Source organism: Thauera sp. DNT-1 (assembly GCF_055393985.1).
In genome coordinates, this window is record NZ_AP043752.1 from 3,574,335 (window position 1) to 3,600,674 (window position 26,340).

General features: G+C 67.7%; 27 protein-coding genes and 1 CRISPR repeat array (1 of these 28 cut by a window edge). Of the genes, 24 read left to right on the forward strand and 3 right to left on the reverse strand.

Annotated elements, in window-relative coordinates; all coding sequences use genetic code 11:
• The first annotated feature begins 153 nt into the window (after positions 1 to 153).
• Entirely contained in the window at positions 154 to 591 is a 438-nt protein-coding gene (gene aroQ / locus ACZ5PP_RS16485; RefSeq protein ID WP_004299468.1) for a type II 3-dehydroquinate dehydratase, read from the forward strand.
• A 22-nt stretch (positions 592 to 613) separates the two neighbouring features.
• Positions 614 to 1,054 carry a sulfite exporter TauE/SafE family protein gene (locus ACZ5PP_RS16490; RefSeq protein WP_245537126.1) on the forward strand — a complete coding sequence of 147 codons (441 nt, stop codon included), beginning with the start codon at positions 614 to 616 and terminating at the stop codon, positions 1,052 to 1,054.
• Between the two features lie 10 nt (positions 1,055 to 1,064).
• Here the strand turns inward: ACZ5PP_RS16490 and ACZ5PP_RS16495 are convergent, their stop codons facing one another.
• Entirely contained in the window at positions 1,065 to 1,679 is a 615-nt protein-coding gene (locus tag ACZ5PP_RS16495; RefSeq protein ID WP_004299460.1) for a hypothetical protein, read from the reverse strand.
• Between the two features lie 67 nt (positions 1,680 to 1,746).
• Entirely contained in the window at positions 1,747 to 2,574 is an 828-nt protein-coding gene (locus ACZ5PP_RS16500) for an IclR family transcriptional regulator (RefSeq protein ID WP_004299458.1), read from the reverse strand.
• A gap of 146 nt (positions 2,575 to 2,720) precedes the next feature.
• On the opposite strand from ACZ5PP_RS16500, the gene ACZ5PP_RS16505 reads away from it, so the two are divergent.
• The 7 genes from ACZ5PP_RS16505 to ACZ5PP_RS16535 all read left to right on the forward strand — a co-directional run bounded on the left by ACZ5PP_RS16505 (position 2,721) and on the right by ACZ5PP_RS16535 (position 9,486).
• Positions 2,721 to 3,686 carry an MBL fold metallo-hydrolase gene (locus ACZ5PP_RS16505; protein WP_004299456.1) on the forward strand — a complete coding sequence of 322 codons (966 nt, stop codon included), beginning with the start codon at positions 2,721 to 2,723 and terminating at the stop codon, positions 3,684 to 3,686.
• Between the two features lie 155 nt (positions 3,687 to 3,841).
• On the forward strand, positions 3,842 to 5,509 hold the full coding sequence (locus ACZ5PP_RS16510; protein ID WP_004299454.1) for an FAD-dependent oxidoreductase: 1,668 nt from the start codon (positions 3,842 to 3,844) through the stop codon (positions 5,507 to 5,509).
• An 11-nt stretch (positions 5,510 to 5,520) separates the two neighbouring features.
• Positions 5,521 to 5,757 carry a DUF2783 domain-containing protein gene (locus ACZ5PP_RS16515; protein WP_004299452.1) on the forward strand — a complete coding sequence of 79 codons (237 nt, stop codon included), beginning with the start codon at positions 5,521 to 5,523 and terminating at the stop codon, positions 5,755 to 5,757.
• A 153-nt stretch (positions 5,758 to 5,910) separates the two neighbouring features.
• Positions 5,911 to 6,462, forward strand: a complete 552-nt coding sequence (locus ACZ5PP_RS16520; RefSeq protein ID WP_004299450.1) for a VOC family protein — start codon at positions 5,911 to 5,913, stop codon at positions 6,460 to 6,462.
• A complete protein-coding gene (locus tag ACZ5PP_RS16525) occupies positions 6,459 to 7,469 on the forward strand; it encodes a fumarylacetoacetate hydrolase family protein (protein ID WP_004299449.1) in 1,011 nt (336 codons plus the stop codon). Before ACZ5PP_RS16520 ends, ACZ5PP_RS16525 begins: the two co-directional genes overlap by 4 nt.
• Positions 7,470 to 7,474: 5 nt before the next feature.
• Positions 7,475 to 8,119, forward strand: a complete 645-nt coding sequence (gene maiA, locus ACZ5PP_RS16530; protein ID WP_004299448.1) for a maleylacetoacetate isomerase — start codon at positions 7,475 to 7,477, stop codon at positions 8,117 to 8,119.
• Between the two features lie 182 nt (positions 8,120 to 8,301).
• Positions 8,302 to 9,486, forward strand: coding sequence for a Bcr/CflA family efflux MFS transporter (locus ACZ5PP_RS16535; RefSeq protein ID WP_004299447.1), 1,185 nt, complete (start codon positions 8,302 to 8,304; stop codon positions 9,484 to 9,486).
• A gap of 117 nt (positions 9,487 to 9,603) precedes the next feature.
• On the opposite strand, the gene ACZ5PP_RS16540 is transcribed toward ACZ5PP_RS16535, so the two are convergent.
• A complete protein-coding gene (locus ACZ5PP_RS16540; protein WP_004299445.1) occupies positions 9,604 to 10,803 on the reverse strand; it encodes a CaiB/BaiF CoA transferase family protein in 1,200 nt (399 codons plus the stop codon).
• Positions 10,804 to 10,927: 124 nt separating this feature from the next.
• On the opposite strand from ACZ5PP_RS16540, the gene ACZ5PP_RS16545 reads away from it, so the two are divergent.
• The 15 genes from ACZ5PP_RS16545 (at position 10,928) to cas2 (ending at position 25,223) form a co-directional block, all read left to right on the forward strand.
• On the forward strand, positions 10,928 to 11,557 hold the full coding sequence (locus ACZ5PP_RS16545) for a DUF938 domain-containing protein (RefSeq protein WP_004299443.1): 630 nt from the start codon (positions 10,928 to 10,930) through the stop codon (positions 11,555 to 11,557).
• 74 nt (positions 11,558 to 11,631) lie between these two features.
• Positions 11,632 to 12,066, forward strand: a complete 435-nt coding sequence (locus ACZ5PP_RS16550) for a bacteriohemerythrin (protein WP_004299441.1) — start codon at positions 11,632 to 11,634, stop codon at positions 12,064 to 12,066.
• Between the two features lie 10 nt (positions 12,067 to 12,076).
• Positions 12,077 to 12,988 carry a cation efflux transmembrane domain-containing protein gene (locus ACZ5PP_RS16555; RefSeq protein ID WP_012584679.1) on the forward strand — a complete coding sequence of 304 codons (912 nt, stop codon included), beginning with the start codon at positions 12,077 to 12,079 and terminating at the stop codon, positions 12,986 to 12,988.
• 135 nt (positions 12,989 to 13,123) lie between these two features.
• A complete protein-coding gene (locus ACZ5PP_RS16560) occupies positions 13,124 to 14,446 on the forward strand; it encodes a chromate transporter (RefSeq protein WP_004299437.1) in 1,323 nt (440 codons plus the stop codon).
• Positions 14,447 to 14,661: 215 nt separating this feature from the next.
• Positions 14,662 to 16,920, forward strand: a complete 2,259-nt coding sequence (locus ACZ5PP_RS16565; protein ID WP_464826305.1) for a CRISPR-associated endonuclease Cas3'' — start codon at positions 14,662 to 14,664, stop codon at positions 16,918 to 16,920.
• Positions 16,921 to 17,262: 342 nt separating this feature from the next.
• Positions 17,263 to 17,937, forward strand: a complete 675-nt coding sequence (gene cas5c, locus ACZ5PP_RS16570; RefSeq protein ID WP_004299433.1) for a type I-C CRISPR-associated protein Cas5c — start codon at positions 17,263 to 17,265, stop codon at positions 17,935 to 17,937.
• Positions 17,934 to 19,769, forward strand: a complete 1,836-nt coding sequence (cas8c, locus tag ACZ5PP_RS16575; protein WP_004299431.1) for a type I-C CRISPR-associated protein Cas8c/Csd1 — start codon at positions 17,934 to 17,936, stop codon at positions 19,767 to 19,769. The genes cas5c and cas8c overlap by 4 nt, the downstream gene beginning before the upstream one ends.
• A complete protein-coding gene (gene cas7c / locus ACZ5PP_RS16580; RefSeq protein WP_004299430.1) occupies positions 19,766 to 20,647 on the forward strand; it encodes a type I-C CRISPR-associated protein Cas7/Csd2 in 882 nt (293 codons plus the stop codon). The genes cas8c and cas7c overlap by 4 nt, the downstream gene beginning before the upstream one ends.
• Before the next feature lie 25 nt (positions 20,648 to 20,672).
• The gene (cas4, locus tag ACZ5PP_RS16585; RefSeq protein ID WP_004299428.1) at positions 20,673 to 21,308 is read left to right on the forward strand and encodes a CRISPR-associated protein Cas4; all 636 of its coding nucleotides are present in this window, start codon (positions 20,673 to 20,675) and stop codon (positions 21,306 to 21,308) included.
• Between the two features lie 3 nt (positions 21,309 to 21,311).
• Entirely contained in the window at positions 21,312 to 22,289 is a 978-nt protein-coding gene (gene cas1c, locus ACZ5PP_RS16590; protein WP_464826306.1) for a type I-C CRISPR-associated endonuclease Cas1c, read from the forward strand.
• 40 nt (positions 22,290 to 22,329) lie between these two features.
• Positions 22,330 to 22,647: an IS66 family insertion sequence element accessory protein TnpA gene (tnpA, locus tag ACZ5PP_RS16595; RefSeq protein ID WP_012584785.1), complete on the forward strand. Its 318-nt coding sequence runs from the start codon at positions 22,330 to 22,332 to the stop codon at positions 22,645 to 22,647.
• On the forward strand, positions 22,647 to 23,006 hold the full coding sequence (tnpB, locus tag ACZ5PP_RS16600) for an IS66 family insertion sequence element accessory protein TnpB (protein WP_012584784.1): 360 nt from the start codon (positions 22,647 to 22,649) through the stop codon (positions 23,004 to 23,006). Before tnpA ends, tnpB begins: the two co-directional genes overlap by 1 nt.
• 22 nt (positions 23,007 to 23,028) lie before the next feature.
• Entirely contained in the window at positions 23,029 to 24,774 is a 1,746-nt protein-coding gene (gene tnpC / locus ACZ5PP_RS16605) for an IS66 family transposase (protein ID WP_012584783.1), read from the forward strand.
• A 23-nt stretch (positions 24,775 to 24,797) separates the two neighbouring features.
• The gene (locus ACZ5PP_RS16610) at positions 24,798 to 24,923 is read left to right on the forward strand and encodes a hypothetical protein (protein ID WP_464826307.1); all 126 of its coding nucleotides are present in this window, start codon (positions 24,798 to 24,800) and stop codon (positions 24,921 to 24,923) included.
• A gap of 9 nt (positions 24,924 to 24,932) precedes the next feature.
• Positions 24,933 to 25,223: a CRISPR-associated endonuclease Cas2 gene (gene cas2, locus ACZ5PP_RS16615; RefSeq protein ID WP_004299425.1), complete on the forward strand. Its 291-nt coding sequence runs from the start codon at positions 24,933 to 24,935 to the stop codon at positions 25,221 to 25,223.
• Between the two features lie 187 nt (positions 25,224 to 25,410).
• Positions 25,411 to 26,340: direct repeats of the CRISPR family, unit length 32 nt; unit sequence GTCGCGCCCCCCGTGGGCGCGTGGATTGAAAC (it continues 513 nt past the right edge of the window).

Below are 26,340 nucleotides of genomic sequence, written 5' to 3' on the forward strand. Positions count from 1 at the left end.
AAGGCGCGAGGGCCGCCAGTGTGCCCGTGCGGTCGACGAGTTCCTGATGGGTGAGAGCCTGCTGCCGCGCTGATATCCTCTGCGCTGAAGCGATTTGCGAAAGGCGGTCCGCGGACCGCCTTTTTTCTACCCGCCGCCCGGAGCGCGCCCCCCATGCCCAAGGTCCTCGTCATCAACGGCCCCAACCTCAACCTGCTCGGCACCCGCGAGCCCGAGATCTACGGCGCGACCACGCTTGCCGACGTCGAGAACGGCCTGCGCGCGCAGGGCGAGGCGCTCGGCATCGAGCTGCTGTGCTTCCAGAGCAACCACGAGGGCGCGATCGTCGATCGCATCCACGCTGCGCGCACCGAGGGCGTCGCGTGGATCCTCATCAATCCGGGTGCCTACACCCATACCAGCGTGGCGATCCGCGACGCGCTCGCCGGGGTGGCGATCCCCTTCGTCGAGGTGCATATTTCCAACGTGCACAAGCGCGAGCCCTTCCGCCACCACTCCTACCTGTCGGACGTCGCCGAGGCGGTCATGGCCGGCTTCGGCGTGCACGGCTACGGTCTCGCGCTGCAATACATCGCCCTCCGCCTGAGCTGATCGCCCCCGCGCCTGCCCGGCGATGGACGCCCTCGGCTGGTTCGTCACCGCCTCGCCATCCTGCTCACCGGCATCTCCAAGGCTGGGCGGGGCGCTCGGCGGGCTGGCGGTGCCCTTCATGTCGATGTGGATCCCGCCGCGCGACGCAGTGGCGGTGGTGTTGCCGATCCTGAGCGCGATGGACATGGTCGGTATCCGGGTGTGGCGCGGCAAGGCCGACCGGGGCGATCTGCGCCACCTGATCCCGGCCGCGCTGCTCGGCATCGGCGCGGGGACGCTGCTCTGCGGCGTGCTCTCCGACCGCATGGTCAAGCTCGTGCTCGGGCTGATCGTGCTCGCCTTCGTTGCCGACCGCCTGCTGCGCCGGCGCACCGCGGTCGCCGCGACCGGCGAAGGACCGCGCGTGCTGCCCTTCGCCCGGTCGTGCGGCGCCAAGCTGCTGTGGGACGGGCTGGGCGGCTGAAGCCGGCCGATCAGCCGGAAAAGTGGAACACCTCGGGGTCGTCCCAGTGCTCGACGAGCACGCGCCGGACGCGGTCCTGCCACAGCTGTCCGAAGCGCTGCAGTTCGCCGGCGTCGGCGTCGCCGCGCATGCAGCGGCCCATGCGCTCGGCCATCTCGGGGTGGGGCTGCACCTTTGCCAGTTCGGCGGCAGCGTCCACGGAGGCGCCGGTGTCGCTGCGGCTGAAACGCAGCGCGAGCGGCTGCGGTTCGCCGAAGCGCTGCAGGTTGCGGCGCACGAAGCGCCCGGCGATGCCCTTGAAGCCGCCGTCCTGGGCGCTGCCGGTGAGGAGCCCGACCACCGCGGCGACGACGCCGGTCACGCCCTCGTCGAGAGGATGCTGGAAGCCCACCTGCACCATGCCGCGCACGGGCAATGCGCCGGGGAAGAGCCGCGTCATCGCGTGGTGGGCGAGGGCGTAGGCCGAGGCCACCGTCGGGCAGGAATGGCCGGCCAGGCGCACCGCGTCGGCGTAGCCGTACTCGAGCACGCCCCCCTCGGCGGCGCCGAGGAACTCGGCGAGCGGATCGCGCACCACGAGGCGTGGCACCTGGTCGAAGAAAGCGGGAAAACGTTCGCTGGACATGCTCGCTCCGGGGCGTTGGGGAGCGCCGATTCTCCGTCCGCGCCGGTGTCGGCCGCCTTGACGTGGCTCAGGCCGCCTGCTTGCCGAGGCGGCGCTCGATCGCCTTCGCAGCCGCGCGCACCCGGCATGCGGTGAGGCCTTCCCAGTCCGGATCGACGCTGCCGACCGGTCCCATCGCGGTGATCGCGAGCGCGAGCTGGCCGCCGCCGTCGAAGACCGGCGCGGAAAACGCATGGATGCCCGGGATCGGATTGCCGAGTGCGCGCGCGAGGCGCTGCGTGCGGATCTCGTCGAGCACCGCCCGGACGTCGGCGGGGGACATCTCCAGCGGTGGGGCGCCCACCGCAGCCGCTTCGGCGGCGAGCACGGGGGCGACGATGCGCTGCGGCAGGAAGGCCGCGAACACGCGCCCGGTGGCCGACAGCAGCAAGGGCGTCATGACCGTGCCGGGCCGCATGTTGATGTGGATCTGGCGGCTGCACTCCTCGATGTGCACGACGGTGGGGCCGTGGTTGCCCCACACCGCGATCGCCACGTTGAGCTCGATGTCGTCGGCGAGCCGGGCGGCTTCGGGCAGGGCCGCCTTGATCGGATCGAGGCCGTGCAGCGCGCTCAGGCCCATCTGCAGCGCGAACGGGCCGAGCCCGTAGCGGCCGGTGAGCGCGTCCTGCTCCACCAGGCCGAGCTTGCCGAAGCTCACCAGGTAGGGATGCGCCTTGGCCGCCGGCATGCCGGCCTCGCGTGCGAGGTCCTTCAGCATCATCGGCTTGCCTTCGCGCACCAGGGCGGACAGCAGGCTGCCGCCGACCTCGATGGACTGGATGCCGCGGCGCTCGGCGGCGGACTCGGCCGCATCGCGTGCGGTCGAGGGGGAGGGATTAGGGATGTCCTGCATGCTGCTCTCCGGATTCGCGGCGCATCTTAACAGTCCACCGGACTGGCCGCGTATCCGGAAGATTTGCCTATAACAAACGTATTGACTATTAACGAACTCACAACTAGTATGGATCCATCGCTGCACATCACCGGAGACCTCCCCTCATGAGCACCAAGAAATTCGCCTCCCAGGCCGACCTCGAAGAGAAGAAGATCAGCTGGGAGAAGCTGTCCGAAAACGCCTATGCCTATACCGCCGAGGGCGACCCCAACACCGGCGTGATCATCGGCGACGACGGCGTGATGATCATCGACGCCACCGCCACCCCGGTGGCCGCGCAGGGCGTGATCGCCAAGGTGCGCGAGATCACCGACCTGCCGATCAAGTATGTGGTGCTCACCCACTACCACGCGGTGCGCGTGCTCGGCGCCTCGGGCTACAAGGCCGAGGGCCTGGAGCAGATCATCGCCAGCAAGGACACCTGGGACCTCATCGTCGAGCGCGGCCAGCAGGACATGGACTCCGAGATCGGCCGCTTCCCGCGCCTGTTCCAGGCGGTCGAGAGCGTGCCCGGACTGACCTGGCCGACCATGACCTTCAGTGGCGAGATGACCGTGTGGATGGGCAAGCTCGAGGTCCGCATCAAGCAGCTCGGCCGCGGCCACACCAAGGGCGACACCATCGTCTATCTGCCCGCCCAGGACATCTGCTTCTCCGGCGACCTGGTCGAGGCCGACGCCGCCTGCTACACCGGCGACGCCTACCTCGCCGACTGGCCGCAGACCCTCGACAACCTGGCAGCGATGAACTTCGCCAAGCTCGTGCCCGGCCGCGGCCCGGCGCTGATGACGCCGGAGAAGGTCCAGGCCGGCCTCGCCTACACGCGCGATTTTGTCTCCACGCTGTACCGCAGCGCGCAGGAGGCGGTCGCGAAGGGCATGGACCTGAAGGCGACGATGGCGCACACCCGCGCCAACATGGACCCGAAGTTCGGCCAGGTCTTCATCTACGAGCACTGCCTGCCCTTCGACGTCACCCGCGCCCACGACGAGGCGAGCGGCATCCGCGATCCGCGCATCTGGACCGCCGAGCGCGACCAGCAGATGTGGCACGCGCTGCAGCAGGGCTGAGCCTGCAGCGGGCAGGGCGTCGTGTGGCGCCGCGCCTCTCGCACCCCTGATTTCCAGCAGCGTCCGGCGCCGGCTGCGGCGCCCCGCACCGCACCGCAGGACCGCGCGCCAAGACGCGGCCCCGGCGCACACGAACAAACCCGGAGGAGACCGCCGTGCTGAGCACGTACCAATACCCCAAGTTCGAATACGTCCGTCCGCCCGAGATCGCCGAAGGGCGCGACGGCCACTACCCGGTGGTGATCGTCGGCGCCGGCCCGGTGGGTCTGTGCACCGCGATCGACCTCGCCCGCCAGGGCCGGCAGGTGCTGCTGCTCGACAACGACGACACGGTGTCGATCGGCTCGCGCGGCGTGTGCTACGCCAAGCGCACCCTCGAGGTGCTCGACCGCCTCGGCTGTGGTGAGGAGATGGTGCAGAAGGGCGTGTCGTGGAACGTGGGCCGCACCTTCTTCCGCGAGGACGAGGTATTCAACTTCAACCTCTGCCCCGAACCCGACCACCACCGCCCGGGCATGATCAACCTGCAGCAGTACTACCTCGAGGACTACCTGGTGCAGCGCGCGCGCAAGCTCCCGAACCTCGAGATGCGCTTCAGGAACAACGTGATCGCGGTCACCCCCGGCGAGAAGCAGGCGAGCCTGCGCGTGGAGACGCCCGATGGCGCCTATACGCTCACCACCGACTGGCTGGTGGTGGCCGACGGCGCGCGCAGCCCGATCCGCACCATGCTCGGGCTGGATATCGAGGGCAAGGTCTTCATGGACCGCTTCCTCATCGCCGACGTGGTCATGAAGGCGGACTTCCCCACCGAGCGCTGGTTCTGGTTCGACCCGCCCTTCCATCCCAACCAGTCGGTGCTGCTGCACCGCCAGGCCGACAACGTCTTCCGCATCGACTTCCAGCTCGGCTGGCAGGCCGATCCGGAGCAGGAGAAGAAGCCCGAGAACGTGATCCCGCGCATCCAGGCGATGATCGGGGACGATCGCGAGTTCGAGCTCGAGTGGGTCAGCGTGTATACCTTCCAGTGCCGGCGCATGAACCGCTTCAATCACGGTCGCGTGCTCTTCGTCGGCGACTCGGCGCACCAGGTCTCGCCCTTCGGCGCGCGCGGCGCCAACTCCGGCATCCAGGACGCCGACAACCTGGTGTGGAAGCTCGCGCTGGTGATGGACGGCAAGGCGCCCGCCACGCTGCTCGACACCTACGGCGACGAGCGCGGCTTCGCGGCGGACGAGAACATCATGAACTCGACGCGCTCGACCGACTTCATCACGCCCAAGAGCCGCACCAGCAGGACCTTCCGCAACGCGGTGCTGGGCCTGGCCGAGCACCATCCCTTCGCGCGCGCCCTGGTCAACTCCGGGCGCCTGTCGGTGCCGAGCTTCCTCGTCGATTCGCGGCTCAACACCGCCGACGATGCGGTGTTCGCCGGCAACATGGTGCCGGGCGCGCCGATGGACGACGCCCCGATCGAGTCCGTCGGCGGCGAGCCCTGGCTGCTGCAGGTGCTCGGCGACCGCTTCCAGTTGCTGCACTACGTGGCCGACGCCGCCGACCTCGACGCCGCCAGCGTGGCCGCGCTGCAGTCGCTCGCGGAAGGGCCGATTCCGGTGGAGCCGATCGTGGTCGCGGCGCGCGGCCGGGCGCCGGCCGGACTGCGCACGCTGATCGACGCCAAGGGCCGCATCCGCGAGCGCTACGACCTGCAGCCCGGCACCACCTACCTCGCCCGCCCCGACCAGCACGTCGCCGCGCGCTGGCGCGCCCTCGACCCGGCCCGCGTGCGCGCCGCCGTCGCCCGCGCCACCTGCAACGCCTGAAGGAGACCGTCATGGCCCTGAACACCCAGCCCAACCTGTTCGAACCCGGCAAGCGCTACTTCCGTGCCTTCTCGCCCGGCGACGATTTCTACGAAGCCCTGATCGAGACCCACCGTGATCTGAGCGACGAGCAGAGCGAGATGGTCAACGCCCGCCTGATCCTGCTGCTCGCCAACCACATCGGCGACATCGCGGTGCTGCGCGAGGCGATGAGCATCGCTCGCGCAGGGGTGGTCGCAAAGGACTGATCGTTACGCGAGCCGGTCGATGGTGGCCGTGCTGCAGACGACGTGCAGCGAGCGGGATCGCTGCAATGATGATGCCCGGACCGGAGCGCTCCGTTATCTTCCCGAAATGCCGCAACGGAGCTTCGGCACTGAACCAAGGACGAGGAGACCGCAATGACCCCGATCGTGAAGAAGATCCATCACGTCGCCTACCGCTGCAAGGACGCGCTCGAGACCGCGCGCTGGTACGAGAAGCACCTCGGCATGAAGCTCGTGCTGTCGATCGCCGAGGACGCCGTGCCCTCTACCGGCGAGCCCGATCCCTACATGCACATCTTCATGGACGCCGGCATGGGCAACGTGCTCGCCTTCTTCGAGCTGCCCACGCGTGCGCCGATGGGCCGCGACGAGAACACCCCGGCGTGGACCCAGCACCTGGCGATGGAGGTCGACTCGATGGAGACCCTGCTCGCCACCAAGGCCCGCCTCGAGTCCGAGGGCATCCAGGTGGTCGGTCCCACCGACCACGCGCTCTTCCAGTCGATCTACTTCTTCGATCCGAACGGCCACCGCCTCGAGCTCGCCTGCAACACGAACCGCCCGGGCATGCTGGAGGCGCTCGACAAGGTCAAGTGGGACATGCTCGAGGAGTGGGCGCAGACCAAGAAGGCCCCCAGGCACGCGGCCTGGATGCACGACGGCCGCTACAAGGAGATGTTCCAGTGAAACTCGCCACCCTCAAGCAAGGCGGCCGCGACGGCACCCTGGTCGTCGTCAGCCGCGATCTCACCCGCTGCCGTGCCGTGCCGGCGATCGCCCGCAGCCTGCAGGCCGCGCTCGACGACTGGCAGGCCTGCGAGCCGCCGCTGCGCCAGGTGTATGAGGCGCTCAACAGCGGCGCGGTCGACGCCCAGCCCTTCGACCAGACCGCCTGCGCCTCGCCGCTGCCGCGCGCCTACCAGTGGGCCGACGGCTCGGCCTACATCAACCACGTCGAGCTGGTGCGCAAGGCGCGCAACGCCGAGATGCCGCCCTCGTTCTACACCGACCCGCTGATGTACCAGGGCGGCTCGGACAGCTTCATCGGCCCGCGTGACGCGGTGGTGGCCGACGAGGCCTGGGGCATCGACTTCGAGGCCGAGGTCACGGTGGTGACCGGCGACGTGCCGATGGGCGCCACCCCCGCCGAGGCGGCGCAGGCGATCCGGCTGGTGATGCTGGTGAACGATGTGTCGCTGCGCAATCTGATTCCCAACGAGCTCGCCAAGGGTTTCGGCTTCTTCCAGAGCAAGCCGGCCTCGGCCTTCAGTCCGGTCGCGGTCACGCCCGACGAGCTCGGCGAAGCCTGGAGGGATGCCAAGGTGCACCTGCCGCTGGTGGTGCACCTCAACGGCAAGCTCTTCGGCAAGCCCGAGGCCGGCGTCGACATGACCTTCGACTTCGGCCAGCTCGTCGCCCACGTCGCCAGGACGCGCGAGCTCGAGGCGGGCTCGATCATCGGCTCGGGCACGGTCTCGAACAAGCAGGGCGACCTGTGGGGCTCGTCGATCGATCACGGCGGCGTCGGCTACTGCTGCCTCGCCGAAGTACGCACCTACGAGACCATCGAGCAGGGCAAGCCGGCCACGTCCTTCATGCGCGACGGCGACGTCGTCCGCATCGAGATGTTCGACCGCCAGGGCCGCAACGTCTTCGGCACGATCGAGAACCGGGTGACGGCGCGCAAGGGCTGAGGCAAGTGAAGCTCTACACCTACTTCCGCAGTTCGGCCGCGTATCGCGTTCGCATCGCACTGAACCTCAAGGGCCTGGACTACGAGGCCGTGCCGGTGCACCTGGTGCGCGGCGGCGGCGAGCACCGCCAGCCCGCCTACCTGGGCCTCAATCCCGCCGGCCTGGTGCCGGCGCTGGAGGACCAGGGCCAGGTGCTGACCCAGTCGCTGGCGATCATCGAGTATCTCGAGGAGAGCCATCCGCAGCCGGCACTGCTGCCGGCCGCGCCGCTCGACCGCGCCCGCGTGCGTGCGATCGCGCAGGCGATCGCCTGCGACATCCACCCGGTGAATAACCTGCGCGTGCTGCAGTACCTCACGCGCGAGCTCGATGCCAGCGAAGAGCAGAAGAACGCCTGGTACCGGCACTGGATCGGCGTCGGCCTGCAGGCGGTGGAGGCGATGCTCGCCGGCGATGCGCGTACCGGTGCGTTCTGCCACGGTGATACGCCCGGCCTGGCCGACTGCTGCCTGGTGCCGCAGGTCTTCAACGCCCGCCGCTTCGGCTGCGAGCTGGCGGCGATGCCGACGGTGCTGCGCATCGCGGAGACCTGCGCCGGGCTGGAGGCTTTCCAGCGCGCCGCGCCCGAGGCCCAGCCCGACGCCGAGTGAGCGGCGCAGTCTGGCTTTCCGGCCTTGCAGGTGAGCGGTTGCGAATGGCTGCGCGCGCAGGCGAGGGAGACCGGGGCGCGTGCGCGAGTCGCGCAGGGATGCCCGGCGACGATCTTTTTTTGCCCTTCGTCCTGCCACCGGCGGTATCTTCCGCGGGCTTGGTCCCCGTTTTCGGAGTCCCGATGTCGACCGCTTTCGTCGTCCTTGCCTTGTCGCTGCTGCTCGGCCTCCAGCCGGTCACCACCGATCTCTATCTGCCCGCGCTGCCCTCGATCACCCAGGACCTGGGCGCCTCGGTGGCGCAGGCGCAGCTCACGCTGTCGGGCCTGCTGCTCGCCTTCGGCCTGTCGCAGCTGGTGTGGGGACCGATCTCGGACCGCTTCGGGCGCCGGCCGGTGCTCCTGCTCGGGCTGGCGAGCTACGTCGTGGCGGCGGTGGGCAGCACGCTCGCCGGGTCGATGGAGGCGCTGCTGCTGTGGCGGATCGCCCAGGGCGCGGCGATGGGGGCGTCGGTGATGTGCGCGCGTGCGCTGGTGCGCGACCTCTACAGCCCCGAGATCGGGGCGCGCGCGATCAGCAAGGGGCTCACCGGGCTGGGCGTGATCGCCTGCCTGAGCATTCCGCTCGGCGGCGTGCTCGCCGAATTCTTCGGCTGGCGGAGCGCCTTGTCGGCGCTGGCGCTGTTCGGTGCGGCCACCTTGGCGCTGATCGCGCTGCGCTTCGAGGAGACCCTGCAGCGCCCCGATCCGGATGCGTTGCGCCCGGCCACGCTGGTGCGCACCTGGATCACCATCCTGCGCAACCCCACCTTCCTCGCCTTCGCGCTGCTGGCTGCGGCGACCTACGGCGGCCTGTTCACCCTGCTGGCGGCCTCGTCCTTCGTGTTCATCCGTCTGATGGAGCTGTCGCGCATCGAGTACGGCGCGCTGATGTTCGTGATCGTGCTCGCCTACGTTGGCGGGACCCTGTTGTGCCGCCGCCTGCTCGTGCGCTTCGGCGTGCAGCGCACGGTGGCGATCGGCGGCGTGTTCTCGCTCGCGGGCGGCAGCCTGCTCGGGCTCGGCGGGCTGGCCGGCCTGGAGGGCGTGTGGCCGATCCTGCTCCCCGCCTTGATCTACATGGTCGGCCACGGCATCCACCAGCCCTGCGGCCAGGCGGGCGCGGTCGGGCCCTTCCCGAAGGCGGCGGGCGCCGCCTCGGCGATGAGCGGCTTCCTGATGATGGTGGTGGCGTTCGCGATGGGGCAGTGGCTGGGCGCGAGCATGGACGGGACGCCGCTGCCGATGACCAACGGCATGTGGTTCTGGGGCGTGGCGACGGCCGCGGTGGCCTGGGGGCTGGTCGGCCGGGTGCCGCGCCAGGCTTGAATGCATGGGGCGGGTGCCGCGAAGCGGGGCGGCTCCGATCGGAACGGCGCTCGCTCCTCCGCCGCATTCGCGCCTTGCGGCGCTCCTGCACGGGGCGCCTGCATTGAGTTTGCCGGATCAGATCGCGCCGGCTGCGCGCAGCGCGGCGATGCGGGCCTCGTCGTAACCCAGGCCCGCCAACACCGCGTCGGTGTGCGCGCCCAGCGCCGGCCCGATCCATTCGCTGCCGCCGGGCGTGCCCGACAGCTTCGGCACCACGCCCGGCATGCGGCAGTCGCGCCCGTCGGGCAGCTTCACCGTGTGCAACATCTCGCGCGCCAGGAATTGCGGGTCGGCGAACATGTCGGCCACCGAGTAGATGCGCGAGGCCGGCACCTCGGCGGCGGCCAGCGTCGCCAGCACCGCGGCCTCGTCGTGCTGCGCCACCCAGGCGTCGATCAGCGCGTACAACTCCTCGCGGCGAGCGTCGCGGCCGGCGTTGTCAGCGAGCGTGGCGTCCTCGGCGAGGTCGTCGCGCCCCATCGCACGCATCAGGCGGCGGAAGATCGCGTCGCCGTTGGCGCCGATGGTGATGTGGCGGCCGTCGCGGGTGGTGTGGGTGTTGGACGGCGTGATGCCGGGCATGATGTTGCCGGTGCGCTCGCGCACGAAGCCGAACACGTCGAACTCGGGCACCAGCGACTCCATCATCGCGAACACCGCCTCGTAGAGCGCGACATCCACCACCTGGCCTGCACCGCCATTCACTTCCTTGTGGCGCAGCGCCATCAGCGCCCCGAGCGCACCCCACAGCGCGGCGATCGAGTCGCCGATCGAGATCCCGGTCTTCACCGGCGGGCGGTCGGGAAAGCCGGTCACGTAGCGCAGCCCGCCCATCGACTCGCCGATTGCGCCGAAGCCCGGCTGCTGCGCCATCGGCCCGCTCTGCCCGAAGCCCGACAGGCGCACCATGACCAGACCGGGGTTGATCTTCGACAGCGCCTCCCAGCCCAGCCCGAGCTTGTCGAGCACGCCGGGGCGGAAATTCTCCACCACGATGTCGGCCTCGGCGACCAGCCGGCGCACCACCTCGACGCCGTCGGGGTGCTTGAGGTTGACCGTCACCGACTTCTTGTTGCGCGCCTGCAGGTACCACCACAGCGAGGTGCCCTCGTAGAGCTTGCGCCACTTGCGCAGCGGGTCGCCGCCGTCGGGCGCTTCGATCTTGATCACCTCGGCGCCGAACTCGGCGAGGATGCGGGCGGCGAAGGGGCCGGCGATGAGCGTGCCGAGCTCGACGACCTTGATGCCGGCGAGGGGTTTGGTGGGCGTGGTCATGGTGGGGTGGGGCGGTGAAGGGGATGCGTCATTATCTCAGCCTCCGGGCGTGCATCCCTGCGTCACTTGGCCGAACCGGAGCAGGCGATAATCGCGACGTCTTCCATCCTGCCCGCCGCGCCCCATGCCCACCCTCGACCGCCGCCAGTTCTCCCCCTCCGCCGCGCGCAACCGCGGCCCCATCCTCGCCGTGCTGCAGCGCGTGCTGCCGGTCGACGGGCTGGTTCTGGAACTCGGCAGCGGCACCGGCGAGCATGCGGTGCATTTTGCCCGCCACCTGCCCGCGCTGTGCTGGCAGCCGAGCGACGCCGACCCCGCGGCGCTGGCCTCGATCACGGACTGGGTGGCGCACAGCGGGCTGCCCAACCTGCTGGCGCCCGTGTGCGTCGACCTCGCCGCCACCCCCTGGCCGGTCGCCGCCGCGGACGCGATCGTGGCGATCAACGTGCTGCATTACTCGCCCTGGGAGAGCACGCCGGCGCTGTTTGCGGGCGCGGCGGCGGTCGTGCCGGAAGGCGGCGTGGTGGTCTGCTACGGCCCGTATCGCCGCGGCGGCGCCCACACCGCGCCGAGCAACGCCGACTTCGACGAATGGCTGCGCAGCGTCGATGCGCGCTTCGCGGTGCGCGACCTGGAGGCGGTGGAGACCGAGGCCCGGCGTTGTGGCTTCGGGCTGGAGGCGGTGGTCGACATGCCGGCGAACAACTTCAGCCTGGTCTTCCGTCGCGGTGGGGGGCTCGGCGTGCGCGCATGATGTGCGCGGCCGGCGCATCGGCGACAATCGATGCTGATGCGTTTCCACGCACCTGAACCGTTCTTGAGACTCCCATGCCCATCTTCTGGCGACCGCAGTTCCGCATTGGCCACGACGACATCGACGCCGACCACCGCTACCTGATCCTGCTCATCAACACGGTGGAGCTCGTGCTGCGCTTTCCGGACGACCCGCGCAATGTCGAGCTGGCGCTGACCGAGCTGCGACGCTACGCAGAGGACCACTTCGAGCGCGAGGAGCGCATCCAGATCGCCTACGGCTACCTCCACCTCGACCAGCACAAGCTCGAACACCGCGCCTTGCTGGCCGAGCTCGACATCCTCGTGCAGCGCATCCACGCCACGCTCGAGGATTCCGATGGCGGGGTGGAAGGTGTCAAGGCGCAGAGCGGCGAGATCACCGCCTTTCTGCGCAAATGGCTGGTGGATCACGTGATGAAGTCGGACATGCAGCTCGTGCCGCTGTTCCGCAAGCCGGTCGTGCGTTAGGAGCTCCGCTTTGAGCGAGCAGCCCTCGATGGATGGAGAAGATCTTGGTGCGGGCGGCTGTTGTGGCACGTGCGGTGGCGCGGCGCCCAAGCCGCGGCTGCAGCCGCTGGCGGCCGCCGAGGCGCGCACGCGCAGCGTGTTTCGCATCCCCGGCATGGACTGCCCGTCCGAGGAGCAGATGATCCGCCTGCGCCTGGCCGAGGCGCCGGTGGCGGCGCTGGCGTTCGACCTCGCCGGGCGGCGGCTGACGGTGGATCACGACGGCGACCCGCAGGCGATCCTCGCCCGTCTCGTCCCGCTGGGTTACGGCGCCGAGCTGGCGGAGTCGCATACGCTCGCCGCCGATGAGGCCGCGCCCGCCGCGCCCGCCGACGACGCGGCCGAGGCCCGCGTGCTGTGGATCCTGCTGGCGCTCAATGCCGTGATGTTCGTGGTCGAACTCGGCGCCGGAATCTGGGCGCGCTCGGCTGGCCTGGTTGCCGACGCGATGGACATGTTCGCCGACGCCGCCGTCTATGGCGTCGCGCTTTACGCGGTAGGACGGGCCGCGCGCTACAAGCTGGGTGCCGCGCGCCTGGCGGGGGGGCTGCAGCTGGTGCTGGCCCTTGGCGCGCTTGCCGAGGTCGTGCGTCGCATCGTCGGCGATGCCACGCCGGAGCCGATCGGCATGATGGGCATCGCGCTGCTCGCGCTCGCCGCCAACGTCGCCTGCTTGGTGCTGATCGCCCGCCATCGCGAGGGCGGCGTGCACATGAAGGCGAGCTACATCTTCTCGGCCAACGACGTCGTCGCCAACCTCGGTGTGATCGTCGCCGGCGTGCTGGTGGCGTGGACCGGCAGCGCGTGGCCGGACTGGATCATCGGCCTGGTGATCGGCGCGGTGGTGCTGACGGGCGCGGTGCGCATCCTGCGACTCGGGTGAACGCCACGGGGGGGCCGGTACCTTGCCTGGGATGGGTGATGCTCGACCGGGCCTCGTCGATGCGGGTGCGCCTGCGCCTGATGACGCCGGCTCCGAGCATCCTGCAAGACCCGATCAACTTCTGTGAAAGCCGACATGAACGAAGCGAAAGACGTCGAGCACAGCCCCTGGGCGGTCTTCCTGATCTTCCTGCGCCTGGGCCTCACGTCGTTTGGCGGGCCGGTGGCGCACCTGGGCTATTTCCACGCCGAGTTCGTCGCGCGCCGGCGCTGGCTGGGTGAGCGCGCCTATGCCGATCTGGTGGCGCTGTGCCAGTTCCTGCCCGGCCCGGCGAGCAGCCAGGTGGGCATGGCGCTCGGGCTGCAGCGCGCCGGATACCGTGGTGCTCTGGCTGCATGGGCGGGCTTCACGCTGCCCTCGGCGATCGCGCTGATCCTCTTCGCGCTCGGTCTCGCACGACATGGCGACGCGCTGCTGTCGGGCGCGCTGCACGGGCTGAAGGTGGTGGCGGTGGCGGTGGTGGCGCAGGCGGTGTGGGGCATGGCGGGCAAGCTCTGCATCGGCCGCGCCCGCATCACCCTGATGGCGCTCGCGGCGTGCATGGTGCTGGCGCTGCCGACGGCGTGGACCCAGGTCGGGGTGATCGCGCTCGCGGGGCTGGCCGGGCTGGCGCTGTTCAGAGCGCAGGCGGAGGCCGGGGTGCGCGAGCCCTCGGCGGCGACGCGGCGCGCGGCTTCCTCGGGCGCGCGTGCGGGGGGCCTCGGGCCGCTTCCGAGTGTGTCGGTGCCACTTGCGGGCGTGTCCGAGCCGGACTCGGGGGTCTTGGGGGCGAATACGGGTGCGCCGGGGCCGCGCTCGGGGTGGCTGTGGCTGGCGGCCTTCTTCGCGCTGCTCGCCGCCCTGCCGCTGCTCGTCGCGCTGCAGCCCGATGGCTGGCTGGCGCGCGTGGATGCCTTCTACCGTTCGGGCGCGCTGGTGTTCGGCGGCGGGCACGTGGTGCTGCCGCTGCTGCAGGCCGAGGTGGTGCCGACGGGCTGGGTGGACGGGGAGGCCTTCCTCGCCGGATATGGCGCGGCGCAGGCGGTGCCGGGGCCGCTGTTCACCTTTGCCGCCTTCCTCGGTGCCGCGGCGCAGGACGGCTATGGCGGATGGGTGGGCGGAATCGTGTGCCTGCTCGCGGTGTTCGCGCCGTCCTTCCTGCTGGTGGCGGGCGCGCTGCCCTTCTGGGAGCGCCTGCGCGGGGATGCGCGCATGCAGGCCGCGCTCGCCGGCATCAACGCGGCGGTGGTGGGGCTGCTGCTGGCTGCGCTGTACCAGCCGGTGTGGACCAGCGCGATCCACCGCCCGCAGGATTTCGCGCTCGGCCTGGTGGCGCTGGTCGCGCTGATGTCGTGGAAGTGGCCGCCCTGGCTGGTGGTGGCGGCGTGCGGGGTGGCGGGCGGGGTGCTTTCCGCGTAGCGAGGGCAGACGCTTTGATTTACCCCGGCAATTTGTCAGCCGGCATCCTCCTTATTGGTCCCGCGCTTGGCGTGTTCCCGGGATATCGCCGCCGGTTATAAATGCACGAATCCATAAGCGGAGCAGTCATGGCTATCACTCGCTCTCATCTCTGCTCATGCGGAGGTACTATCTGATCTTCATTTTTTGAAACGCATCCGAGGTCGCAGAGATCCATGGCGTTCTTCGCTCATTCCACGCAGCGTCCGGATAGGTCTGACTGGCAGGCACTGGCGGAGCATTTGCAGAACGTCGCAGCGATCGCCAGGGACAAGGCCTCGCTCTTCGGTGCCGGTGGAATGGCCGAGGTGGCGGGGCTGCTTCATGATCTCGGCAAATACTCCGACGATTTCCAGCGTCGAGTGGCAGGTGACGCGATTCGAGTGGACCACGCGACGCGCGGTGCGATGCTAGCCGTTGAGCGCTACAAGCACACCGGCATGCTGCTAGCCTATGGTATCGCTGGTCATCATGCCGGCTTGGCGAACGGCAGCGAGGGTGGTGAGCGAACCGCACTCAGCGACCGACTGAAGGGTGTTGGGCTGCCGCCCTTTAGGGAGGAGTGGCAGTACGAGGTTACCCTGCCGGAGCAGTTGCTCCCACCGAAGTTAGTTCTGAAGAAAGAACACGCCATGTTCCAGTTCGCATTCTTTGCACGCATGTTGTTCTCGTGCCTTGTGGATGCGGACTATCTCGACACCGAGTCCTTTTACGACCGGGTCGCACTTCCCGGCCAGCCCAACGACCGCAGCGCATCGCGTGGGCTGGCGTCGCCATCCCTGGAGTCTCTGCGCGAGCGCCTCGACGCTTATCTTTCCGGCTTCGATGCCGACTCGCACGTCAATCGCGTCCGGGCGGACATCCTTGCTCACACGCGGAAGGCCGCGACATACGCGCCTGGGCTGTTCTCGCTTACGGTGCCGACCGGCGGCGGAAAGACGCTGGCCTCCCTTGCCTTCGCGCTCGACCATGCCATCGCGCACGGGCTGCGGCGGGTGATCTTCGTGATCCCCTTTACCAGCATCGTTGAGCAGAACGCCGCGGTGTTCCGCACTGCCCTGGGCGATCTCGGTGAGGCTGCGGTGCTGGAGCATCACAGCGCTTTCATCGCCGCCCAACCTCTCCGATCGGACGCCGAGCGCTACCAAGCCAAGGAAAAGCTGCGGCTGGCGATGGAGAACTGGAACGCGCCGGTCATTGTCACCACCGCCGTGCAGTTCTTCGAGAGCCTGTTCGCGGCACGCCCGTCGCAGTGTCGCAAACTGCACAACATTGCAGGCAGCGTGGTGATTCTCGATGAGGCACAGACCCTGCCGCTCAAGCTGTTGCGGCCGGCGGTCGCGGCCATCGACGAACTGGCTCGCAACTACCGCAGCAGCGTCGTCCTCTGCACCGCCACCCAGCCGGCCTTGACCGCACCGAACTTTCGCGGTGGATTCGACAAGGATCAGGTGCGCGAACTCGCCCCGAACCCGCCGGAACTCTTCCGCAAACTCGACCGGGTGCGTGTGCGCCATGTCGGCACGCTCGACGATGACGCGCTCGCGGCGCAACTCCGCGACCTCAATCAGGTGTTGTGCGTCGTCAACAACCGCCGCCACGCCCGCGCCCTGTATCAAGCGCTCGCCGATCTGCCCGGTGCGCGCCACCTGACTACGCTGATGTGCGCCAAGCACCGCAGCCAAGTCCTGGCCGAGGTGCGGGCGCGTCTCAAGGCCGGCGAGCCTTGCCGGCTTGTTTCGACGTCGCTGATCGAAGCCGGTGTCGATATCTCCCTGCCCACTGTCTATCGCGCAGAAGCGGGCCTGGACTCCGTCGCCCAGGCCGCGGGGCGCTGCAACCGCAACGGCGAACGAGCGGCCGACCAGAGCGAGGTGCGTGTGTTCGCAACCGCCCACGGTGATTGGGCGCCTCCGCCAGAACTTCGCCAGTTCGCCCAGGCTGCGCAAGAGGTCATGCGCCAGCCGCAATTCCGTGACGATCCGCTCTCGCCGTCGGCGATCGAAGCCTATTTCCGCCTGCTGTACTGGCAGAAGGGCGACCAGGAACTGGATGCCACGAACCTGCTTGGCCTGTGCGCAGAAAGCCGGATCGACTCCCTGCCGCTGGAAACGCTGGCAACCAAATTCCGCATGATCGACACGGTGCAGATGCCGGTCATCGTGCCCCTCGACGACCATGCGCGCCGCTATATCGAAAGCCTGCGCTTTGCGGAAAAGAGCGGCGGGCTCGCACGCAAGCTCCAGCCCTATCTGGTGCAGCTACCACGCAACGGATTCGATGCGCTGCGCAAGGCGGGCGCGATTCAGTCCGTTGCGCCGGAGAAGTGGGGTGAGCAGTTCATGGAACTGGTGAACATGGACATCTATAGCCGCGAGTTCGGCATCTGGTGGGAGGACCCCACGTTCATGGAGTCGGCAAATACGATCATCTAGCAATGGGGGATGGTTCAAGGAGGAATGTGTGTACTAGAAAAACTCTTTGGAACTAGAAATTTTGGTAACGGAACACTACCATGCAACGGCACAACAGCGGAGTTGCCGTCATGGAACGAGAGTCCGAGATTGCCAGAGACGTTGAGATCGACCTCACGCTCAAAGTCAGGGCTCAATGGCGTCCTGCCCGGCTGTTGTGGTGTGTCGTCAGCTTGCTTGGCTCCGCCTTGCTTGTTTGGCTGGGCCGATGACGTGGGTTGAAACCAAAGTGTCTTGCTAGTAGCTGTTGAGAGGAATGGCGTCCCGGGTAATCCCGGGACGCCAACTTCGGAGGGTTATTGGATGACTTACGGAATCCGCCTGCACGTATGGGGCGAGCGGGCCTGCTTCACGCGGCCGGAAATGAAGGTGGAGCGGGTCAGCTACGACATCATCACGCCGTCGGCCGCGCGCGGCATCCTGGAGGCCATTCACTGGAAACCAGCGATCCGCTGGGTCGTGGATCGCATTCACGTGCTCAAGCCGATCCACTTCGAGTCCATTCGCCGCAACGAGGTTGGCGGGAAGCTGTCGCCGGCCAGTGTTAGCAAGGCGATGAAGGCCGCCTCCACCGCCGGGCTGGCGACCTACGTAGACCAAGACCGCCAGCAGCGCGCTGCCACAGTCTTGCGCGACGTGGCCTATGTGATCGAGGCCCACTTCGAGCTCACCGACAAAGCCGGGCCGGACGATTCGGTGGGCAAGCATCTGGACATCTTCAACCGCCGTGCCCGCAAGGGGCAGCACTTCCACGCACCCTGCCTTGGCGTGCGCGAGTTTCCCGCTCATTTCAGCCTGATCGAGGACGGCCAGCCCCTGCCCGACGCGCATCCGGAGCGCGATGTCGACAAGGATCTGGGTTGGATGCTGCACGATATCGATTTCGCTCGGGATATGACGCCGCGCTTCTTCCGTGCACAGTTGAGAGCAGGCGTCATCGAGGTGCCGCCGTGGCAGGGTGAGGAGGTCAAGTCATGATCCTGCTGGCGTTGAACCGCTACTACGAGCGGTTGATCGAGCAACAGGCCGAAGGTGTCGCCCCCGCCGGTTGCAGCCCAGAGAAGATCAGCTTCGAGATCCTGCTGACACCAGATGGTGAGATAGCGCAGGTCAACGACATTCGAGACACCAGCGGCAAGAAGCCCCTGCCGCGCGTGCTAAACGTGCCGCAGGCCGAAAAGCGCACGGTCGGCATCAAGTCCAACTTTCTGTGGGACAAGACGAGTTACGTGCTTGGCGTAAGCAACACCAGCAAGCGCGCCGACAAGGAGCATGAGGCCTTTGTCGAACTGCACGAAACAGCGCTCGCCAGTGAGGACGACCTCGGACTCAAGGCCGTGCTGAGCTTCCTGCGCGGCTGGTCGCCGACGCAGTTCGAGGCGCGCGGTTTTCCGCCCGACATGGTCGACGCCAACCTCGTGTTTCGCGTGGACGGCGAGCACTGCTATCTTCACGATGGGCCGGCCGCGCGAGCGGTACGTGCCAAGCTCCTCGCGGGCGATGAGGGGCAGGAAACGGCGACAGGCGCGGCTGTCTGCCTGGTCAGCGGGGAGGTCGCACCGGTGGCCCGCTTGCACCCCGCGATCAAAGGTGTGAACGGGGCGCAGAGTTCGGGCGCGTCCATCGTCTCATTCAATCTCGACGCCTTCACGTCCTATGCCAAGAGCCAGGGCGACAACGCGCCGGTATCGGAGTCGGCCGCCTTTGCCTACACCACGGCGCTGAACTATCTGCTGCGCCGGGGCGAACACAACCGCCAGCGCCTGCAGGTGGGCGACGCCTCGGTGGTGTTCTGGGCCGAAGCGGCCGATGCGAAGCAGGCGAGCGCGGCCGAGGATCTTTTTGCCACGCTGCTCAGCCCGCCCGCCGATGATGCGTCGGAGGCGGCACGGGTGCGCGCGGTGCTGGAGCGCATCGCAAAGGGCTGCCCGGTGGCGGACCTCGCGCCCAATCTCGAACCCGGCACCCGCATGTATGTGCTGGGCCTCGCACCCAATGCGTCACGCCTGTCGGTGCGCTTCTGGCAGGTCGATACGCTGGGGGTGCTCGCTGGCCGTATCGCCCAGCATGCGGAAGACCTGCATCTGGAGCCGCTGCCGTGGCGCACCGAGCCGTCCGTGTATCGGCTGGTGCTGGCGACAGTGCCGCACCGCGAGGGCGCCAAACCCAAGGCCGACGACGCGATCAACATCGTCATCGGCGAGACGATGCGCGCCATTCTCAGCGGCGGGCCGTATCCACGCAGTCTGTTGGCCAACACCATCATGCGGTTTCGGGCGGACGGAGACATTTCCGGCCTACGCGTGGCCTTGTGCAAGGGCGTTCTGGCGCGCGAACGGCGCCGGGACATTCGTACATCCGAGGAGGAGATCCCCGTGAGTCTCGACAAGCAATCCACCCAGCCCGGCTACCTGCTCGGGCGGCTGTTCGCAGTGCTGGAAAACGTGCAGCGTGCCGCCCTGGGCGGCCAGGTCAACGCCACGATTCGCGACCGCTTCTACGGCGCGGCATCGGCCACTCCGGCCTCGATCTTTCCGGTGCTGTTGCGTAACACCCAGAACCACCTCGGCAAACTGCGCAAGGAACGCATGGGCCAGGCGGTGAACCTGGAGAAAGACATCCGCGAGATCGTCGGCGGCCTGCCCGACCAGTTCCCGCGCAGCCTCAAGATCGAAGACCAGGGCCGCTTCGCCATCGGCTACTACCACCAGTCGCAGTCCTACTTCACGCGCCGCGACGCGGCCGGGGACGCGACCGCCGACGAATCCGCCGAACCCACCGCCATCGAAACCGAAGGAGCCGACCAATGACCGCCATCGCCCACCGCTACGAGTTCGTCTATCTGTTCGAAGTCACCAACGGCAACCCAAATGGCGACCCGGATGCCGGCAACCTGCCGCGCCTGGACCCGGAAACCAACTGCGGTCTGGTGACCGACGTCGCGCTCAAGCGCAAGATCCGCAACTTCGTCACGCTGGACAAGGACGGTGGTCCTGGTTTCGCCATCTACATGCAGGAAAAGGCGGTGCTCAACAACCAGCACAAGCGGGCCTACGATGCGCTGGAGATCAAGCCGGAGGACAAGAAACTGCCCAAGGACGAAGCCAAGGCACGTGAGATCACCGCCTGGATGTGCGCCAACTTCTTCGACGTGCGCACCTTCGGTGCGGTGATGACCACCGGAATCAACGCCGGCCAGGTACGCGGCCCGGTGCAACTGGCCTTCGCTACCTCGGTGGAGCCGGTGCTGCCGCTGGAAATCTCCATTACCCGCATGGCGGTTACCACCGAGAAGGAAGCCGAAGCGCAAAGCGGCGACAACCGCACCATGGGGCGCAAGCACATCCTGCCTTACGGGTTGTATCGTGCCCACGGTTTTGTTTCCGCCAAGCTGGCCGAGCGCACCGGCTTTTCCGATGACGACCTGCAACTGCTGTGGAACGCGCTCATCAACATGTTCGAGCACGACCGCTCCGCCGCGCGTGGCGAGATGGCGGCGCGCAAGCTGATCGTGTTCGAGCATGAAAACGCCATGGGCAATGCCCCGGCGCACGCGCTGTTCGACGCGGTCAAGGTGCAGCGCGCCGAGGGCACGGAAGACCGCCCCGCGCGCAACTTTTCGGACTATCGCGTCAGCGTCGATGCCGAAGCCATGCCCAAGGGCGTGAGCGTGCGCGAGCTGCTGTAAGGCGGCGGGCAGAAGGGGGAGAAGCATGGAGGAATCCGACGACCTCGTTCCCCTGTCCGCGCTGCAGCACTATCTCTACTGCCCGCGCCAGTGTGCGTTGATCCACGTCGAGCGCCTGTGGGCTGAGAACCGCCAGACCGCGGAAGGGCGCTTGCTGCACGACCGCGCCGACACCCCGCAGATCGAGCGCCGCCACGGCGTGCGCACGATTACCGCAATGCCGCTGTCCAGCGCGGAACTGGGCATCGCTGGGGTGGCGGATGTCGTCGAGTTCAGGGCGGATGCGGGAGGCGAGCATCCCGTGCCGATCGAGTACAAGCGCGGCCGCCCCAAGGCCCACCGTGCCGACGACGTACAGCTGTGCGCGCAGGCGCTGTGCCTGGAAGCGATGCTCGGCTGCCGGGTGGAGCAAGGCGCCCTTTTCTACGGCCAGACCCGCCGACGGCAGGCGGTGGTGTTCGACGACGAGCTGCGCTCGCTGACCATGGCAACGATACAGGCCGCACGCGAGATGATCCGTGCGGGGCACACGCCGACGGCGAGCTACCAGGCGAAACGCTGCGATGCGTGCTCGCTCATCGAGCTGTGCCAGCCGAAATTGCTCGGTAAGGGGCGGGATGTTGAGACCTGGTTGCGCGGTCAGATTGCAGAGGAGCTGTGAAACATGCGCCGGCAGCTCAACACCGTGTATGTGACGACCGAAGGCGCGTGGCTGCGCAAGGATGGCGAAAACATCGTCATGGAGGTCGAGGGTGAGACCCGTGCCCGACTGCCGGCACACATGCTCGAGAGCTTGGTTTGTTTCGGCCGCGTGCTGGTGTCGCCGCCGCTGCTTGGTTATTGCGCGGAGCAGGGCATCAGCGTTTGCTACCTGAGCCACAACGGCAAATTCCTCGCTCGCGTGGAGGGGCCGGTTTCCGGCAACGTGCTGCTGCGCCGCGAGCAATACCGCCGTACCGACGATGCACCGCGGTGCGCTGGCATTGTGCGTAATCTGCTGATCGGCAAGATTCACAACCAGCGTGCAGTGGTGTCGCGCGGGCTGCGTGACTACGGCGATGATTTGCCGACGCAGGCCCGCGATGCGCTGATACACACCGACAAGCGGCTCAAGCGTATCGGTGTGCGTTTGCTTGCCGAGGCGCCGGTCGACATCTTGCGGGGCCTAGAAGGTGAAGCGGCCCAGGCCTATTTCGGGGTGTTCGACCATCTGATCCGCGTGCCGGACGCCGCGATGCGGTTTGCTGGACGTAGCAGGCGCCCCCCAACGGATGCGGCCAATGCCCTGCTGTCATTTCTATACACCCTACTGACACACGATTGCCGCTCGGCGCTCGAAACCGTTGGGCTGGATCCCGCCGTGGGGTTTCTACATCGTGACCGTCCCGGCCGCCCCAGCCTGGCGCTCGACCTCGTCGAGGAGTTCCGCCCCGCGTTTGCCGACCGATTGGCCCTGTCGCTGATCAACCGCAAGCAGGTTTCCGCACGGCACTTCACGCACATGGACAACGGCGCCGTACTGCTCAAGGATGATGCGCGCAAGACCGTGCTCACGGCCTATCAAGAACGCAAGCGGGAACAGCTACGCCACGCCTTTCTCGTAAGCGCTCCACGAACCCCATCCTTACGTAGCCCCCGTTGAGCCCTCATGCTTCGGCTTCCGTTTTTCGGGGAGCACGAGCATGTCGGAGCGCAGTACGTTCTGGTTGTCGCACCTGTCGGCAATCGAAGCCGAGGGCATCACCACGAAGGCGTACGCCGAGCGCGAGGGGCTGTCGCCGCAGGCGCTCTACCAGTGGCGCAAGCGCCTGGTGGCCGGTGGCCGTCGTAGCCGCGCCAAGCTTGGCGGATTCGTCCCGATCCAGATCGAACCCTCGATGACGCCCCGCGCGGGCTGCACGGTGGTGATCGACGCGCAGTTGCGGCTCGAATGCGCGATGCTGCCCGGCGTCGACTGGCTGGCCGCGCTGTCGGTGGCCCTTGCCGAGCGGGGGCGCTGATGCACCCGGGGCATTCGATCGGTGCGGTGTATCTGTACCGGCCGGCGATCGACTTTCGCAAATCCATCGGCGGACTGTCGGCACTGGTCGAGCAGGAGCTGGGGCTGAACCCGTTCGGCGACGCACTGTACCTGTTCATCAACCGTCGCCGCGACAAGCTCAAGGCGCTGTACTGGCACCGCAACGGCTTTTGCCTCTGGTACAAGCGGCTCGAAGCCGAGCGCTTCGCCTGGCCGGCGGCCGAGGCGGGCGAGCCCACCTGCGTACTGACGATGAAGGAGCTCGAATGGCTGCTTGAGGGCTTCGATCTGTGGGCGGCAAGGCCGCATAAAACGCTGCAATACCAATCAGTTACGTAGCGTGATCGGGTATAATTCCGGCATGCCGCAACGTACCGCCGCCCCTCGCTCGAACCCTTCCGTTGGCGTGTGCGCATCCGTCCTGGCCGAGCTGTTGCCCGACGATCCAGCAACGCTCAAAGCCTTGTTGCTGGCACAGCAGCGTGCCTTCGAGACGCGTGAAGCCGAACGGCAGGCAGCCTTCGAGGCCCGTGAGGCCGCACTCCAGAAAGTCTTCGATGCGCGGGAGGCTGAACGCCAAAGAGCCTTCGATGCGCGGGAGGCTGAACTGCAAAAGGCCTTCGAGGCACGCATCCTCGAGCTCTACGAGCAGCTTCGCCTGGCGCGTCGGCGCATGTTCGGGCCCAGCAGCGAATCGCACGCGGGCCAGGCCTGGCTCTTCGACGAGGCCGAGGCGCTGGCCGAGTCCGCACCCGAGGCGCTCGACACCGCAACCTTGCCGCCGCCGGCCACCGAGACGACGGGTGAGGCGTCCGCCGACACCGGCAAGAAGAAGGCGCGTGGTAAGCGCAAGCCCTTGCCCATCGAGCTGCCGCGCATCGACGTCGTCCATGACGTCCCCGAGGCCGAGCGCACCTGCGCCTGCGGCACGCCCATGGTCGAGATCGGCCAGGACGTCAGCGAACAGCTCGACATCGTCCCGATGCAGGTGCGTGTGCTGCGCCATATCCGCAAGCGCTACGGCTGCCCCGAGGGCGACCAGGCGCCGGTCACCGCCCGCGCCCCGGCGCAGGTGCTGCCCAAGAGCAACGCCAGCAACGACCTGCTGGCCTTGCTGATCGTCATCAAGTACGTCGATGGGCTGCCGCTGGCGCGTTTCGAGTACGTGCTCGCTCGCGCAGGCGTGCTTGTGCCGCGCCAGACCCTGGCGCGCTGGGTGATCGGTACCGCCCAGGCGCTGCAGCCGCTCGCCAACCTGATGCGCGACGTGCTGCTCGGGCACGACGTCATCCACATGGACGAAACCCCGGTGCAGGTGCTCAAGGAGCCTGGCCGGGCAGCCACGAGCAAGAGCCAGATGTGGGTGCAGCGCGGCGGACCGCCGGGCAAGCCGGTGGTCCTCTTCGAGTACGATCCGAGCCGCGCGCAGGCGGTGCCCTTACGCCTGCTCGAAGGCTGGAAGGGGCATCTGATGGCCGACGGGCTCGAGAGCTACGGCGCAATTGCCTTCACCGAAGGGGTGACCCGGCTCGGTTGCTGGGTGCACGCGCGACGTCGTTTCGTCGATGCCAGCAAGGTGCTGCCTGCCGGCAAGCGCGGCCGCGCCCACGAAGCGCTGGCCCTGATCGGCAAGCTCTACGCCATCGAGAAGGACGCGCGCGAACTGAACGACGCCCAGCGCCTGGCGCTACGCCAGAGCAGAAGCCGCGCCGTCATCGACGAACTGCGCCGTTGGCTCGACCAAGTGCTCCCCACCGTGCCGCCCACCTCGGTGCTCGGGGGTGCCCTGGGCTACCTGCATCGGCAGTGGCCGCGTCTGACGCGCTACCTCGAGCGCGGCGATCTGCCGATCGACAACAACCCCGCCGAAAACGCCATCCGTCCCTTCGTGGTCGGGAGAAAGGCATGGCTCTTCTCGGACACTCAGGCCGGTGCGCGTGCCAGCGCACTCCTCTACTCGCTGGTCGAAACCGCCAAGGCCAACGGCTTCGAGCCGTATCTGTGGCTGCGCCACGTGCTGCGCGCCTTGCCCACCGCGACCAACGTCGAACATTTCGAGGCCCTCCTGCCCTGGAATCTCAAGGCTGAGCAGTTGATCACGGCGTAAAGAGCCCGGGAAGGATGGGGTTCGTGGAGCGCTTACCCTTTCTCGATGAGAAGGTCGAGATCGGACTGTTCCCGGTGATCCAGGCCCAGTTGCTCGCCCGGCACCTTCGTGGCGATCTTGACGCCTATCCGCCATTTGTCTGGAAGTAGGGCAGCGTCATGATGATTCTCGTCAGCTACGACGTCAGTACGAGCAGCACAAGTGGCCAGAGGCGACTGCGTCGCCTAGCCAAGACGTGTCGCGACTACGGGCAGAGGGTGCAGTACTCGGTGTTCGAGATCGAGGTGGACTCCGCGCAGTGGACCTTTCTAAAGAATCGGCTGTGCGAACTGATCGACCCGGAGCAGGACAGCCTGCGGTTCTACTATCTCGGCAGAAACTGGCAGAACAAGGTCGAACACGTGGGCGCGAAACCTGCGCTCGATTTGAACGGCCCGTTGATACTTTGACCGTCGCCCGGTGCGAACCCCAAGCATCCTGCCCAGCCCCCGGTTGTTCGCAGCGGCAACAAACGCTTGTTGCGTATGGTGAGTGCCAAGCAAGTGGTCATTTGGTGGCCGCTTGACGTGACACGTGGCACTTGGTTCGCAGATCTGGGGTATTTTCACCGTGTCTTCAAGCGGTTGTGGAGACAGAGTCGCGCCCCCCGTGGGCGCGTGGATTGAAACGCGGCCCACACACCCGGCCCTCACTCGGCCCTGTTTGTCGCGCCCCCCGTGGGCGCGTGGATTGAAACTTCCAGCCTCTCGGAGAGCCGGCGCAGCCATTCCGTCGCGCCCCCCGTGGGCGCGTGGATTGAAACATTTCGGCGATGCCAGTCTGAACGTCTGGGAAGAGTCGCGCCCCCCGTGGGCGCGTGGATTGAAACGGTAAAGGTCATCCACCAGCCGGATAGCGTATCCATGTCGCGCCCCCCGTGGGCGCGTGGATTGAAACAGGCAATCAAATGGCTGCAACGTGCGGCCGGCGCAACCGTCGCGCCCCCCGTGGGCGCGTGGATTGAAACGCGTAAAGCTCACCGCCGACACCTCCGGGCTGCAGTCGCGCCCCCCGTGGGCGCGTGGATTGAAACGCCCCGGCGGTGCAGCTCATCAATCCGTCGTACCAGGTCGCGCCCCCCGTGGGCGCGTGGATTGAAACTCGCAACCGCTTTTCGACCCCCCGCCACGCGCTGGGTCGCGCCCCCCGTGGGCGCGTGGATTGAAACCGTTTCCGCTCCGTCCGTCCATCTATCACACCTGGGTCGCGCCCCCCGTGGGCGCGTGGATTGAAACGTCGCCCATGCGGGCAAACTCGGCACCGTTGCCGGTCGCGCCCCCCGTGGGCGCGTGGATTGAAACCGCAGACGCTGGAGCAGTACGAGGCGCTGGTGCGTCGCGCCCCCCGTGGGCGCGTGGATTGAAACCACAGCTTGCGGTAATCCCCGACCGTGCGCGGCTGTCGCGCCCCCCGTGGGCGCGTGGATTGAAACGCCTATCTCGAGAAGCTTGCCGACAAGGATCCGGTCGCGCCCCCCGTGGGCGCGTGGATTGAAACCGCGATCTGCGCGCCAAGGCCGCCAGCGAT

Coding starts and splice junctions, on each gene's coding strand:
- tnpC (WP_012584783.1), top strand. CDS start 23,029: ATGCCGCAACGTACCGCCGCCCCTCGCTCGAACCCTTCCGTTGGCGTG.
- cas1c (WP_464826306.1), top strand. CDS start 21,312: ATGCGCCGGCAGCTCAACACCGTGTATGTGACGACCGAAGGCGCGTGG.
- tnpA (WP_012584785.1), top strand. CDS start 22,330: ATGTCGGAGCGCAGTACGTTCTGGTTGTCGCACCTGTCGGCAATCGAA.
- cas4 (WP_004299428.1), top strand. CDS start 20,673: ATGGAGGAATCCGACGACCTCGTTCCCCTGTCCGCGCTGCAGCACTAT.
- ACZ5PP_RS16565 (WP_464826305.1), top strand. CDS start 14,662: ATGGCGTTCTTCGCTCATTCCACGCAGCGTCCGGATAGGTCTGACTGG.
- ACZ5PP_RS16500 (WP_004299458.1), bottom strand. CDS start 2,574: ATGCAGGACATCCCTAATCCCTCCCCCTCGACCGCACGCGATGCGGCC.
- ACZ5PP_RS16550 (WP_004299441.1), top strand. CDS start 11,632: ATGCCCATCTTCTGGCGACCGCAGTTCCGCATTGGCCACGACGACATC.
- ACZ5PP_RS16505 (WP_004299456.1), top strand. CDS start 2,721: ATGAGCACCAAGAAATTCGCCTCCCAGGCCGACCTCGAAGAGAAGAAG.
- tnpB (WP_012584784.1), top strand. CDS start 22,647: ATGCACCCGGGGCATTCGATCGGTGCGGTGTATCTGTACCGGCCGGCG.
- ACZ5PP_RS16520 (WP_004299450.1), top strand. CDS start 5,911: ATGACCCCGATCGTGAAGAAGATCCATCACGTCGCCTACCGCTGCAAG.
- ACZ5PP_RS16515 (WP_004299452.1), top strand. CDS start 5,521: ATGGCCCTGAACACCCAGCCCAACCTGTTCGAACCCGGCAAGCGCTAC.
- ACZ5PP_RS16490 (WP_245537126.1), top strand. CDS start 614: ATGGACGCCCTCGGCTGGTTCGTCACCGCCTCGCCATCCTGCTCACCG.
- ACZ5PP_RS16560 (WP_004299437.1), top strand. CDS start 13,124: ATGAACGAAGCGAAAGACGTCGAGCACAGCCCCTGGGCGGTCTTCCTG.
- cas2 (WP_004299425.1), top strand. CDS start 24,933: ATGATGATTCTCGTCAGCTACGACGTCAGTACGAGCAGCACAAGTGGC.
- cas7c (WP_004299430.1), top strand. CDS start 19,766: ATGACCGCCATCGCCCACCGCTACGAGTTCGTCTATCTGTTCGAAGTC.
- cas5c (WP_004299433.1), top strand. CDS start 17,263: ATGACTTACGGAATCCGCCTGCACGTATGGGGCGAGCGGGCCTGCTTC.
- ACZ5PP_RS16495 (WP_004299460.1), bottom strand. CDS start 1,679: ATGTCCAGCGAACGTTTTCCCGCTTTCTTCGACCAGGTGCCACGCCTC.
- cas8c (WP_004299431.1), top strand. CDS start 17,934: ATGATCCTGCTGGCGTTGAACCGCTACTACGAGCGGTTGATCGAGCAA.
- ACZ5PP_RS16535 (WP_004299447.1), top strand. CDS start 8,302: ATGTCGACCGCTTTCGTCGTCCTTGCCTTGTCGCTGCTGCTCGGCCTC.
- ACZ5PP_RS16545 (WP_004299443.1), top strand. CDS start 10,928: ATGCCCACCCTCGACCGCCGCCAGTTCTCCCCCTCCGCCGCGCGCAAC.
- aroQ (WP_004299468.1), top strand. CDS start 154: ATGCCCAAGGTCCTCGTCATCAACGGCCCCAACCTCAACCTGCTCGGC.
- ACZ5PP_RS16540 (WP_004299445.1), bottom strand. CDS start 10,803: ATGACCACGCCCACCAAACCCCTCGCCGGCATCAAGGTCGTCGAGCTC.